We start from the raw sequence: 14,079 nt of genomic DNA, 5'->3' as shown, positions 1-14,079 counted from the left end.
ATAGCCGCAATTGTTGCGGCTATTTTATTTTAGATTCAAATATTAAGCTGGTGTTGCGTCATCTGCAGAGATATCGCCATCACCTTGTTTGCGTTTTAATAACAGCAGACAAATTGCAGTGAACATACCAAATGCCGATACACTTAAACCAATACCAAAGATCATTTGGTAAGCTTGAATCGCAGGGTAAGTATCAATGATCCAACCGTTTAGTGCGTAAGCCCAGAATACAGATGCATAGGCTGCGAATGAACCAACACTCATCGCTGCGCCACTGAATTCTTTTGGTACGCCAGCTTCAGCAATCGGCGCTAAGATAATGCCTTTTGCTAGGAAGATACTAAACGAAAAACACATTAGTAGGATCATGTTCATTACTAACATTTCAGCTGATTTAGGCAGTAAAATTGTAATACCTAAACAGACAACTGTAAGGCCAAGTGCACACAACATCATTTTAATCGATGACTTAAATACAAAATCAGCAATCGAACCAGCTACAAGACCAGCAACAACACCCATCGCACCAGTGTTAATGATACCGAAGATAGCCGCTTCTGCCGTTGTTAAGCCGAATACAGCTTGTAAGTACGGTACAGTGTAGATAAGTGTAATGTAAGTCCAGTAAACTGTTAGCGACGTAAGTGCTGCTAACCATACTGTTGGCATTTTCAATACGTAGAATAAACCTTGTAATGCGGCTTTGTTTTTACTTTCGCCAGCTTTAACTTCTAATTGATTGTCTGGTACGAATTTCCATACACAGAAGATCATAGGCAGGATAAGTAGCGTATAGAATACGATCGCGCCTTGGAAAATTAAGATTGAACCACTGACTAGCGCCATGATACCAACGATAATTGCGTTCATACTCATTTCTGTCGCGCGGCGGATAGACTCTAATAAACCAAATGCCATCCCCTTGTTGTTATCACCTGACATTAAGTTAACGCCATTAACAACCGCTGGCCAGAAGATCGCATCGATTAGACCCCAAAGTCCGGCAATAACGATCAAGTAGGTAAATTCTGGTTGGAAGATAATGATGGCCATCATGCTCAAAAAGCGAATGAACATACTGGTCATTAGAATCGAACGCACAGAGAAACGGTTGTTTACCCAACCCGCTGGAATGTAGAAAAACATTGCAGAACCAATTAAGGTAAACAATACACCCATTTGCGTATTATCGATGTTTAGTACTTCAAGCAGTAAGTTATAAAACGTACCTTTAAATGCTTCAAAAGCAGAGTAAATGATTTGTCCTGATAGTACGACAGACAAAAAACCGTAAAATCGGGTTTTTGAATCGAAGCCGATTTTTCCTAATAAGCTCATTATTTGTTACCTAGTGTTTTGTATTTTGATGGGAATTTATGGGCGATATCGGTACAAATACCGTCAACGCCCCAGTTGAATAGTTGATTGGCACGCGCAAGGTCGTTTACCGTCCATACGTTAACTTTAAAACCAGCGGCTTTAAATTTGTGCACCATTTCTTGGGTTAAACCTTTGTCTTCTGGGTGGATGTAATCTGCATTACACCAATCTAGAATTGAGTTCCAATCGTCCCACAACGTGTGGCTTTCAAATAAGCAAGCAACTTGGGTTTCTGGGCTACGACGTTTAAATTCGGTGAGGGCTAGGTGGTTGAAGCTTGATACGATCAGTTCACGTTCAGGGTTCAGATCTTTTAGACCAGCAATTAAGTTATCAATCAGTACATAGCTTAATGCTGCACTTGCTGCACATGATTTAATTTCGATATTCATATTTAGTTCAAGCTTATTGGCTAGGGCAATTAGCTCTTGTAGCGTAGGCAGTTTTTCACCAATGAATTCATCTGCAAACCAGCTACCAGCATCGATATTTTCGATATCGGCATGGCTGATTTTACATAACTGACCGCTCTTATCTGTACAACGGTCGAGTGTATCGTCATGAGAAACAATGATCGTACCGTCTTTTAAAATATCCACGTCACATTCGAACCATTGGATATTATGTTCTTTACATAAAGAAAATGCGGCTAATGTATTTTCTGGAGCCAGTGATGACATTCCACGATGAGCAATCAATCTTTTCATTGTTAACCTTTTTGCAACTAAATGATGGCGAGATAATAAGGGAGATTATATAAACGAAATGTGACATGCATACAATTATCACCATTCGAAAGCTTAAATGCTCAAATAAAGGTTTCACTTGTTTGGTTTTTAACCTAATTAAACGATTTTAAACTAGTGCAAATACGTAAAGGAACACTTTTCTTTCGTTTGGAAGTTACACTCGAAGGTGTTAATAGGTGTGTTTGTAAGTAGAGTTAAAGCTGGGTTAAATTATGTGACGTAAATTGTGTGGTTATTATTATGCTTTGGATATCGTTAACCTGACATGTTAATTTTATTTACTCTACAGTGATGAGGTTAAATAATGCCGTTAAATTGTAGCAATAATGAGGATTATTATAAGATAAGCCTCATTATTGCATCACCTTTATTTTTGTGTGTTAACAGGGATCATAATATGAACATAAGGTGTGCCTTTCCACATCACATAAGGACCGCCATTATGTGGGTCAGTCGGTAGTGAATCGAGTAGGGCTTTATCGGGCGTAATAATCATTAAATGCGGACCTTCTTTGACCCACTGGTTGTCGCTTGTTTTTCCTTTGGCATAAGGGTCTGTATTGCTTGCGCCTTCATCACCCGCGAGCATGTACGAGATCCCCATGGCTTTAGCTTGAAAAGGTTTTTTGTTCATCCATGCGTCAGCCCATGCCATCCAAGGACCATCCATACACATGGGTGCTTTGCCTTTGAGACTTGGCGGTGTTGGGAAACAAGTGTAGTTATTTGTTCCTTTTTTCAATACCTTCTTATTCCAATCAACAACCGTCACTTTGTCACGCATAGCTACAGGTGCTGCGCTTAGGGCGTCTTGGATTAATTGTTTTGAGTCATCGTCTTGATATGCAGTCACTGTAAAGGGTGTGCACAGTAATATTGAACTTATGAGATAGGAAGTAATTTTCATCATACGTCTCCTTGTTTATTAAGCCCAGAAAGGTATTGTCAGTATAGCTCATTATGACTTGGCTATATTTTATTGATCTAGATCAATTTCACTGGTCGCTATATCGTATTTCTGTTACCATCGCCGCCTTAATCTACAGCTCTGGATTTACGTTCTAGTTAGCTCAATGGGGAATAACCAAATGTCAGCACCAATCACTACCAATAATACCGCTCAAATTACAGTTTGTGCATTATACAAATTCGTACGTTTAGAAAACTTCGAAGCGTTACGCGCGCCTTTATTAGCAAAAATGGAAAGCCAGGATGTTCGCGGTACGCTGTTATTAGCGGCTGAGGGTATCAACGGTACTATTGCTGGGCCACAAGCAGGTATTGATGCTGTATTAAGCTTTTTATCTCAAGACCCAAGCCTTGGCGAAATCTCTTTCAAACAATCTTATAACGATGAGAACCCGTTCCTACGTACTAAGGTTAAGTTGAAAAAAGAAATCGTAACCATGGGTGTGGAAGGAATCGATCCTAACCAAGTTGTTGGTACTTATGTTCAACCTAAAGATTGGAATGCACTTATTTCTGATCCAGAAGTGATCCTAATTGATACCCGTAACGATTATGAAATTGAAATTGGCACATTCCAAAACGCTGTGAACCCAAATACAGCTACTTTCCGTGAATTTCCTGAGTATGTGAAAAACAACTTAGATACAGAGAAACACAAGAAAGTTGCGATGTATTGTACCGGTGGTATTCGTTGTGAAAAATCGACTGCTTATTTAAAAGAGCAGGGCTTTGACGAAGTTTATCATTTAGAAGGCGGTATTCTTAAGTATCTTGAAGAAGTGCCAAAAGAAGAAACGATGTGGGAAGGCGAGTGCTTTGTATTCGATGGTCGAGTTTCAGTAAACCACGATCTAGAGCAAGGCGAATGTGACCAGTGTTTCGCTTGTCGTTACCCGTTAACGCAAGATGAATTACAAAGTGAGCATTACGTTAAAGGTCTTAGCTGCCACCGTTGTCATGATCAGGTAACTGATGAGCAACGTAGCCGTTTTGCAGAGCGTGAGCGTCAGATGGAACTTGCTGAAAAACGTGGCGAGTCACATATCGGTGGTGAGATTAAACACATCATTGACGAACGTCGTATTGAAAAAGCGAAGAAGAAAGCTGAGCAAAACGCAAAATAAGGTTTAAACTTATTTGAGTGTTTAGCTAAGACTAAAAAGCCGCTGTTACTTGCTGAAATTAAAATAACAGTAGAGTAACAGCGGCTTTTTATTATCTATACATTAGTGTTTAGCTGTAGTGCTTAGTTTTCACTAAAGAGTCGATATTAGAAACGACGACCAACAGAGAAGATCACTTGGTTCCAGTTTAAGAAACCATACTCTAAGAACATATTCCATTCTTGTTTCGGACCAAAGTCATACACCATGCTCACAGACATGTTACCTGTTTCTTCACTTTTTAGGTCAAGGTCATATTCTACATCTAGTCCATTACCTATATCAGGAAATGAATAGTTACCGGTAATATTTTGATTAATTAATTGATAATTATAACCAAGTAGAACCGCTAATTGTCCACCTGGAACAGCGTAACGCTGCCCTGCACGGAATGAACCGATATAAGTCTGAATTGTACTGTCTGTCGTTGTCGTCCAAGAGTTGGTAAACGCCATAACACCAGTGAAAATGAAAGGATGCATGCCCGGAATTACTTCCACTTGACCTGCTAATACAGTCCCGATACCGATATTATTTGCAGTGTATTCAATCGGTAATGTAAATGTTGGAAGTCTGCTTAAAACTGGGTTTGAAACATTCTCAGGGTTAACGATTATATTCTTGCTACCTTTTGTGTGGCCAACTAAACCATAAATATTCCAAAAGGGTAAGATCCATGCATCAACTTTAAGTTGTATACTTTCATCCTCACCTGTAATTGTGACGTCGTCTTTTGGTACTATGACGCCTATTCCATTTAGCTTCACATTAAAGTCATCTTGCGCAATATAACCAACTTCTTGTTTATTATAATAAACATTAAAACCCAGTGGGATAGGCAGTTGATACCCCATTTCACGTGCTTTCTTTCCTAAGAAAGGTAAGCCACTCCAATGCTCTTCTTGGATCGCGATCTCTTGAGACTCAAGTGATTGTAAGCCTAATACTGCTTCACCTTGAGGTTTGAATGACTCAGGAAATGACAGAGCATTATCATTTGAATCTATCGCAGCAGATGTTTCTGGCGTTAATGTGATAGCCGCTGATTTTAGCTCTGACTGTTCTGTATCGTTTGCAAAAGCAATTGGCGTCGTTAACGCTGTTAATAAAGCAAGTGTTGTTAATTTCATTTTATTGCAAGAGTCCAAAGTGTTAAATTCAAATTGTTGTTTTATAATATTTTAAGATGTCGTGCTCAAACTAGAAGGCTTCTGTGAACGTCAGGAAGAATCCGCTGTCATCAGCACTTAAGCCAAAATCAATACGCACATTCATGCGCGGCTGTAACTCGTAGCGATAGCCAACACCGTAGCTATATAAAAGGTTGTCATACAGATTGCTATCATCGCCAGCAACTGAGCCTATGCCAGCCCATACAGTCATGCCGTGTGCAGATAAATTACCGTTGCTGCGTAAGAATGTGTGGCGGTATTCAACTGTGTGCTCAATGGCATTATTATCTCTAAAGCGACCCGCGTATAAACCGCGTAGTGAGAAACTACCGCCGAGTGTTGGCATATCATAGAAAGGTACATCACCTTTACTCCACTGCATCGCATTGTAAACAGCGACAACACGGCCGGGATTAAAGCGATGGTAGTAACGATAATCAAGCAGCACTTTTTGGTAATCATTGTCACTACCGATCACCGAACCATAATTAATGTATTCAAAGTTAAGGTATTGACCTTCCCACGCATTGACAGTGACATCTCGAGTATCGTAATTGACCGTGATACCTAAGCCGATAGATAAAGGTTTATCTTTAAATTCGTTAAAGTTATCGTCTAGGCTTGCCGTTAGTGAGATCTCATCTTCGTCAGGCTGGTAATATTTTAAACGTAGCGCGGGGCCAAAATAGAAACCGTAATCATTTTTAAAGGATAGATTCGCGTCATAGGTCAGCGAGGTATTACGCATCAAGGTGTCATCTGATGAATCTTGAGCTTTGCCTTTGTCGTAACCAATGCCCCAGTAATTTTCAGCACTGTCACTAAAGTTTAATACGCCCGTAAAGCGGGTGTGATTGTTATCAAAAAATAGGTTTTGTTTTGAGCGAAGGCCATAACCAAAACCGGCATCACCTTGTGTTCCAACAGCAAATAAGGACACGCTTGAACGTTGTAATGCTTGCTCTTCACGATTAGTACTAAACGAAAATAAACCACCAGCAGCAACCATTAAACCGACTTCTGGGGTATAAGCTGGTCCGCCTAACCAAGACGTGATTGACGCACCATTTTTTTCCTGGTGATCATCGATAGCATATTCAAGGTCGGCTTGACGTTGACTTAACGTTTCACATACTTCAGCTTCACAGTCATCAAGGGCTGTATCAAGCGCATCAATCGCAGTGTTGTATTCTGCTGTGCGTTGTTGTGCTTGCGTGTCCGTCGAAAAGAAAGGCATCTCTGTTACAACGGTAGGTAAATACTGATACTCGGTGAGTGGATCTGCATGTGTCATTAACGGAGTGAAAGCAAGTAAAGATACGTAAAATCGTTTAATCAAGTGATCTCCAAAAATGGTATTTATAAGCGGCGTGATTGTAAATTTTCAGTTGTGAAAAATACGTGAAAGTTACCGCTGATTGAGACTTTTATTATGACAATAGAAGAATCAATTTTATTCATTGAGATTCCAAAGAGGGCCGTATTTTATGCATGCATCGAGACTAATGCAAGGTGTTGAAAATATTCAATAATACATCACTAGGTATGTTATGGTTTACTGTGTTTGAATTATTTAAGGGGGGATGTTAGAGACTAAATTATACTGTTTTAAGTGTCATTACAGTGTCACAGTATTGTGTTTCGACAGGGCAATATAAAAACGCTAATAGCTATAAACTTATGACTATAAACCAATAACGATAAGCTAGTAACGATAAGTTAAATTCGAGACAAATTGTCGACGATTGCCACCATCGAAACCGCCGTATTCAAAGGCTAATGACCAGTGTTTGGTTAAGCTGTAACTGCCACCGACAACGCCCATCCATTTATCAATATTTTCTTGAGATATTGTATAGTTGAAACTCTCGCCGGTGCCATCGATATCTTGTGAGCCTGATAGCCTTTGTTGGCTGTTTAAATAGCTCACACCAGTATATAAGGATAGATGAGTTCCGTTATTGAATGTAAATTTCTTGCCTAATCGTGGTGAGATATTAACGGTGTAACTATCACTGTCATTGCGTTCCATATCTGTCCAAGATAGAGCGACAGGCAGTAATATGAAATAGCTGTTCCAGCCACCAATGAGTACTAAACCCGTACTGTAAGACATACCACTGATATCGGCTTCAACCTCATCGATTTCAAAGCGTTGATTGTTAAGTTTTTTACATATGTCAGTATTAGTTTCCGAAGGGCATTTGATCCCCATTTGTTTTAAGGCTTCATTCCCATCAATTGCAAAGTTAATGTTGGCGGTTCCAACAACCTTGCCAAAGGTAGCAAATACATTCATGAAAGGCAGTACCCACGCATCTAACTTTAGCTGAGGAGTTTGGGTGTGGGATATGGTGTTATCAAACGAAATGAAATCAAGGTCGAATTCTTTTGAACCTTCAAAGCCAACAGATAAATCGGTCAGTGTCATATCTTGCTGTGCATCGGCATAAATAACACTGATGCCAAATGGAAGCGGTAAGTCATGGCCATTCATGACCGCTCTTTCGCCAAAAAAAGGTAAGAGGCGATCCCATTTTTTCGTTACAGAAACTGTGTTATCGGCTATCGTTATATCGTCAGCATAAGTAAGTGGCACGGCGAAAGTAGTTGTTAGAATTGTTATTATAGCTGGTATTAATGTAAGAGGCGTTCGTTTCATCGTGTTGCAGAAATCCCAAGTTATAACGTTTAAAATAGCCTCCGTAACCTAATTCATACCAGGTGTTTTTTACACATGGAAAATAATGTATCTTACAAAGATGGGCCATTCTAGATGCGCACTTAAGTTAATGCAATGTTATAAAAAAATGATTAATAAACAATAATCAATCACTAGGTTCGGTGGTTTTATATACTGAACCTGTACTTATTCTTAAATAATAACGTCAGTTTGTAACCATCAACACGAAAATAAGCAGCTAATAACGATAAGACAGGTTAGTAATAAATTGTTGGCGACTAGCGCCACCGATACCGCCATATTCAAAGGCTAGCATCCAGTTTTTACTTAAATTATAGCTACCGCCGACCAACCCCATCCATTTATCGACGTTTTCTTGTTCTACTTTATAATCAATACTTTGATTGGTGCCGGGAATAGGCTGCGAGCCAGATAACGTTAACTGGCTCTTCAAGTAACTGGTGCCGACGTACAGTGATAAGCTTGAGCCGTTATTAAACTGAAACTGTTTACCAACGCGAGGCAGCACATTAACCACATAACCATCTGTTTCACTGCGGTCCATATCGGTCCAGGTGAATGTCACAGGGACAGAAATAAAGTAACTGTTCCAGCCGCCGACAAACATCATACCGGCTCCGTAAGACATTCCGGTTAGGCTCGCTTCAATGTCTTCGACTTCAAGGCGTTTGTCACTTAAGGCTTTACATAGAGGACGATTTTTAATTAAAGTGCAATCTACGTTGCCTTGTTCTAATGCATCATTACCATCAATGGCAAAGTTAATGTCGACCGTTCCTGTTAATTTACCGACTGTGGCAAACACATTCATGAATGGTAATATCCAAGCATCTAATTTTAACTGTGGGGTGTGGGTATTGGACTCGGTGTTATCAAACGAAACAAAGTCTATATCTACTTTTTCTGAGCCACCGTAACCAACCGATAAGTCGGTTAGAGTCATATCTTGTTGTACGTTGGCATAAATAATACTGATACCAAATGGCAGTGGTAAGTCATAACCATTCATGATGACGTCTTCGGCAAAAAAAGGTAAAGCGTGTTCCCATTTCTTCGCTGGGTACGTTGTTTTTTTATCTGCCATTGATAGATCTAACTTGGGTGTTTCACTCTCAGTGTCCTTCTGTGTCAGTAACGCTGCATTTGGTTCTTGAGACATAAGAGACGGTAAACCAAATACAGTGTTATCTTGCACCTCAAATAACGGTGGGAATAACGCATTACTGGTTGCCGTATCAACTTGTGCTATAGCATTACTACCGTTTGCAAAAGTGAGTGGAGCGGTTAAAGCTGTGAATAAAGTAAGTGCTATTCGTTTCATTGTATTGAAAAGGTCCAAAGTTTAAAAATAGAAAGTTCAAATATTAAGGTTTTAAATATCAGTCGTGATTAAAACGCTTCAGTAAAAGTCAGGAAAAAGCCGCTATCATCTGCACTGAAGCCGAAGTCTATTCGTACATTCATCCTTGGTTGTAATTCATAACGGTAACCAAATCCGTAGCTATACAATAAATCTTCATACAAGTGGCTACTATCTACATCTGCATCACCTGCAACAGAGCCAATACCTGCCCATACTGTCATGCCGTGGGCGGATAAATTGCCGTTATCACGCAGGAATGTGTGGCGATATTCAGTAGTATGCTCAACTGCGTTATTATCTCTAAACCGGCCAGCGTATAAGCCACGAAGTGAAAAACTACCACCAAGCGTTGGCATATCGTAAAACGGCACATCACCATTGCTCCATTGCAGCGCATTGTAAAAGGCGATGACACGGCCAGGATTAAAGCTGTGGTAATAACGGTAATCGATCAACGCCTTTTGGTAATCATTATCGCTGCCGATATTCGAACCGTAATTAATGTATTCAAAATTGAAGTACTGACCTTGCCATGCGTTAACGGTCACATCTCGGCTATCGAAATTCAATGTGATCCCTAGACCTATGGATAACGGTTTGTCTTTAAATTCGTTAAAATCGTCATCTTGCTGTGCGGCTATAGGGATCTCATCTTCATCCGCTTGGTAATATTTCAGTCTTAAGGCAGGACCAAAATAGAAGCCGTAATCATTTTTAAAAGACAGATTCGCGTCATAAGTTAACGCAGTATTACGCATCAAGGTATCAGCGGATGCATTTTGTGCTTTGCCTTTATCGTAACCTACGCCCCAGTAGTTTTCGGCATCATCACTGAATGTCAGGGCGCCTGTGAAACGCGTATCATTACTATCGAAAAACAAATTTTGCTTTGAGCGGATCCCATAACCGACCCCTGCATCACCTTGGGTTCCTACCGCAAATAAGGAGACACTTGAGCGTTGTAATGTTTGTTCTTCACGATTGGTACTAAACGAGAATAACCCGCCAACGGCGAGCATTAAGCCAACTTCAGGTGTGTAGGCTGGCCCACCAAGTAAAGACATAATTGAAGTACCATTTTTTTCTTGGTGATCGTCAATGGCATATTCTAGATCTGCCTGACGTTGCTTCAACGTTATACATTCACTTTTATCGCAGGTCTCTAAAGCATCATTAATCGCATCGATAGCATGGTTATATTCACGCGTACGTTGTTCAGCCTGTTCTTCAGTCGCAAAAAAGGGCATATCAGCAACTGTTATCGGTAGATATTGGTATTTGATGAGCGGGTCGGCATTTGTTATCTGCGGTGTTAAAACAAGGTATGAGGCTAAAACAAGCAAGATTAGGTAAGTACGCTTAATAAGGCGTCTCCAAAAAGTGGCTAGTATAGATAAGGCGGGTATTGTCATACAACTGGTATAATTACGTGAATAGCTAGGTGGGGTTTGCTACCCGACGCATATACCTGCAATCACAGCAGTAGCGTCGGGGTATTTACAGTGGGTTAATCTCGATTAGGGATCTTGAAAACGAGCGTGTAAGTAACTGGTAATACAATCAAGGTTAATATCGACGCGAAGCCTAAACCAAAGATAATAGTGATCGCCATTGAACTGAAAAAGGCGTTCGATAGTAATGGGATCATACCTAACATCGTGGTAATAGCCGCCATGAGAACCGGTCTCACTCGGCTCACGGATGAATCAACTACCGCGGCATAAGGTGCTTTACCTTGGCTTAGCTCCAAATTTATTTGGTCGACGAGTACAATGCCATTCTTAATGATCATGCCAGTTAAACTGAGCAAACCTAATAAGGCCATAAAGCTAAAAGGTGCGTCAAAGAGCAGTAACCCCGATACTACCCCGATTAATGCTAACGGCACGGTAAACCAAATGACCAGTGGTTGGCGCACTGAATTAAACAGCAATACCGTGATTAAAAACATAGCTAAATAACCTAAAGGAATTGAGCTAAACACCGACGTCTGTGCCTCTGTGGTGGTTTCAAATTCCCCCCCCCATTCGAGGCTATAACCAGCTGGTAAAGATATTGCTTCAATGTCTGCGCGGATCTTATTAAATACCGAATCTGCTGTTTCTCCTGTGCCATTAATCGGGTCTGCTAATACTGAGAGCACTCGTTTACGATCACGGCGCATGATCATTGGGTCTTCCCATTCAGTGTTAAAATCGCTGACGACCTGAGTCACTGGTACGAATAAATTATTGTCGGCGCTCCACACCTGTAGCTTCCAAATACTATCGGCATCCAGTCGTTCAGTAGCAGGGGCGCGGGCTATGATTGGCATCAGATAGCTATTTTCACGATAGATACCGACTTGTTTACCGCTAAAGTTAGTCAGCAGGGCGTTATCCAGATCTTGCTTACTGATCCCGGTTTCTCGTGCCTGTGCTAATGCCAGTTGTGGTCTGATTAAGGTGACTTGATTACGCCAGTTATGACGGATACCGGTGGCCGTCGGCTCAGCGATTAAGATAGCTTCAGCCTGTGCCGCTAATTGGCGTAGCACTTTAGGGTCTTCACCATAAAAACGAGCTTCTATTTTAGCCGCAGGGCTCGGACCATTTTCCATATACTTAATGCGGAACTGGGCTTCAGGATAATCCTGTAGCAGATCTATTTCTAGTTTACGCATAAATGTATTTAGGGTGTTGAGATCGGTCATTTCAATTAATAACTGAGCATAGGCGTTATAGCCTTTTTCTGGCACATAAGACAATACAAAGCGTTGCGAACCTTGACCAATAACACTGGTTAGGTTAACTAAACCGACATCCTTGGTTTGTTGCTGTTGCATTAAGTCTTGTTCAATACGGGCGACAAGTTGCTCTGTGGCATTAATATCACTCCCTTCTGGCATCCATACATCGACAAAAAATATCGGTGTACTAGAAGGTGGGAAAAATACATTTTTAATATGGCCAAAGCCGATAACTGAAGCAATAAGCGCAGTGATCACTATCGCAACAGTAATAATACGAAAACGGATCGCAAGAGTAAGAACGCCACGATAGAACTGAAATATAACACCTTTATACGGGTCATCATCTTGGGCTGAATTGTTATCACCGTCTTTAAACATTAAATCACAAAAAAACGGGGTAAGTGTCATCGCGGTGATCCAGCTGATAAACAGGGAGATCAACAATACTTGAAATAAGGATGCACAAAATTCACCCGTGGCATTATCTGACAGACCAATCGGGGCAAAAGCGATAATCGCAATAATGGTGGCACCGAGTAGTGGCCATTGGGTTTGAGATATGACTTGTTTGGCTGTTTCTAGCCGTGTTTGACCACGCTGGATACCGATAAGAATACCTTCAGTGACGACAATCGCATTATCAACTAACATACCAAGGGCAATAATTAGTGCACCTAATGAAATGATTTGTAACTCAATGTTGAGTATGTTCATGACAATGAAGGTACCGAGTATGGTCAGTAATAATACCAGTCCCATTAATAAACCAGAACGTAGCCCCATAAAGATCAGTAATACCACGATAACAATTGCAATCGATTCGGCTAAATTAATCAAGAAACCATTGACGGTATCATCAACCATTTTACTTTGGTCATAAACGGTCAATAGCTCGATACCAATGGGACGTTCGCCTTCGAGTTCTGCCAGTCGTTGATTTACCGCCGCACCGACATCAACCACATTGACGCCACTGGAAAAAGAGATGCCTACAGATAAAGCAGCTTCCCCTTGACCATGATAAAGATTTGACGGTGTTTCATTGGCGGTTTTATAAATGTTGGCAATATCACCAAGGTAAATCAGTTTGGTGCTGCCAGGCGCACTGACTAACAAGCGTTCCATTTGTGTTACATCGGTAAACTCACCTGTTGGATGAATACGAATACGGTCATCACCAACGCGAATGCTACCGGCATTCGATACCACGTTTTGCGCGTTAATAAGGCTATAAATGTAATCTTGATTCAGCCCCAGAGCGGAGAGTTTTTGTTGAGATATTTCTACTACAACCTGTTCGGCAACTTTGCCTGCGATGACAATCTTTTTGACGCCATTTACTAACACTAATTCTCGACGTAAGAAATTAGCGTAATTTTGTAGCTCTCTATTGCTGTAACCATCGCCAGTGATATTGACTAAAATCCCAAACACATCGCCAAAATCATCAATGACGTTGGGTGTCGCTACGCCAGGAGGCAATAGCTTGATGGCATCATTGACCTTACGGCGAACTTCATCCCATATCTGTGGTAATTCGTTGGCGCCATATTGTTCTTTAACCTCAATTTCGATTTGTGATAAACCGGCACTGTTAATTGAGGTGATGTGCTTGATTGCATCAAGTTGTTGTAATGCATCTTCTAGTGGAAGGGTGACTTCTTCTTCGACTTGTTCCGGTGATGCGCCAGGGTAGCTAGTGACGACTAAAGCTTGTTTAATGGTAAATTCAGGAAACTCTAATTGGCCTAAACCGAAAAATGAGATGCTGCCGCCAACTAATAATAACAGCGCGAACATCCAGCTAACGACTTTATGCTGGATTGAGTATTGAGCGAAATTCATCGG

At 40.8% G+C, this 14,079-nt stretch carries 10 protein-coding genes; 1 reads left to right on the top strand and 9 read right to left on the bottom strand.

Going from position 1 to position 14,079, the window contains the following annotated elements:
• Positions 1 to 42 precede the first annotated feature (42 nt).
• From JFU56_RS02245 to JFU56_RS02235, 3 genes are all read right to left on the bottom strand, one after another.
• The gene (locus JFU56_RS02245) at positions 43 to 1,338 is read right to left on the bottom strand and encodes an MFS transporter (RefSeq protein WP_198435647.1); all 1,296 of its coding nucleotides are present in this window, start codon (positions 1,336 to 1,338) and stop codon (positions 43 to 45) included.
• A complete protein-coding gene (locus tag JFU56_RS02240) occupies positions 1,338 to 2,087 on the bottom strand; it encodes a glycerophosphoryl diester phosphodiesterase (RefSeq protein ID WP_198435646.1) in 750 nt (249 codons plus the stop codon). The genes JFU56_RS02245 and JFU56_RS02240 overlap by 1 nt, the downstream gene beginning before the upstream one ends.
• Before the next feature lie 409 nt (positions 2,088 to 2,496).
• Entirely contained in the window at positions 2,497 to 3,039 is a 543-nt protein-coding gene (locus JFU56_RS02235; protein WP_242065804.1) for a hypothetical protein, read from the bottom strand.
• Between the two features lie 178 nt (positions 3,040 to 3,217).
• Here JFU56_RS02235 and JFU56_RS02230 point away from each other — a divergent pair, with 178 nt between their 5' ends.
• Complete coding sequence (locus JFU56_RS02230; RefSeq protein WP_198435645.1) at positions 3,218 to 4,222, top strand: rhodanese-related sulfurtransferase; 1,005 nt, start codon at positions 3,218 to 3,220, stop codon at positions 4,220 to 4,222.
• A gap of 146 nt (positions 4,223 to 4,368) precedes the next feature.
• On the opposite strand, the gene JFU56_RS02225 is transcribed toward JFU56_RS02230, so the two are convergent.
• The 6 genes from JFU56_RS02225 to JFU56_RS02200 all read right to left on the bottom strand — a co-directional run bounded on the left by JFU56_RS02225 (position 4,369) and on the right by JFU56_RS02200 (position 14,076).
• Positions 4,369 to 5,391, bottom strand: coding sequence for a hypothetical protein (locus JFU56_RS02225; RefSeq protein ID WP_198435644.1), 1,023 nt, complete (start codon positions 5,389 to 5,391; stop codon positions 4,369 to 4,371).
• Positions 5,392 to 5,461: 70 nt separating this feature from the next.
• Positions 5,462 to 6,772 (bottom strand): BamA/TamA family outer membrane protein, encoded by a 1,311-nt coding sequence (locus JFU56_RS02220; RefSeq protein WP_198435643.1) that lies wholly within the window; start codon positions 6,770 to 6,772, stop codon positions 5,462 to 5,464.
• Positions 6,773 to 7,138: 366 nt separating this feature from the next.
• Entirely contained in the window at positions 7,139 to 8,095 is a 957-nt protein-coding gene (locus JFU56_RS02215; protein WP_198435642.1) for an autotransporter outer membrane beta-barrel domain-containing protein, read from the bottom strand.
• A 259-nt stretch (positions 8,096 to 8,354) separates the two neighbouring features.
• The gene (locus tag JFU56_RS02210) at positions 8,355 to 9,458 is read right to left on the bottom strand and encodes a hypothetical protein (protein WP_198435641.1); all 1,104 of its coding nucleotides are present in this window, start codon (positions 9,456 to 9,458) and stop codon (positions 8,355 to 8,357) included.
• Between the two features lie 68 nt (positions 9,459 to 9,526).
• Positions 9,527 to 10,912 (bottom strand): BamA/TamA family outer membrane protein, encoded by a 1,386-nt coding sequence (locus tag JFU56_RS02205; protein ID WP_306341619.1) that lies wholly within the window; start codon positions 10,910 to 10,912, stop codon positions 9,527 to 9,529.
• Between the two features lie 95 nt (positions 10,913 to 11,007).
• On the bottom strand, positions 11,008 to 14,076 hold the full coding sequence (locus JFU56_RS02200) for an efflux RND transporter permease subunit (protein ID WP_198435639.1): 3,069 nt from the start codon (positions 14,074 to 14,076) through the stop codon (positions 11,008 to 11,010).
• Between the last annotated feature and the right edge of the window lie 3 nt (positions 14,077 to 14,079).

The sequence above is a fragment of the Moritella sp. F3 genome, assembly GCF_015082335.1.
Taxonomy (GTDB): Bacteria; Pseudomonadota; Gammaproteobacteria; order Enterobacterales; family Moritellaceae; genus Moritella.
Note: the sequence above shows the minus strand (reverse complement) of the source record. Positions and strands in the feature narration are given on the sequence as shown.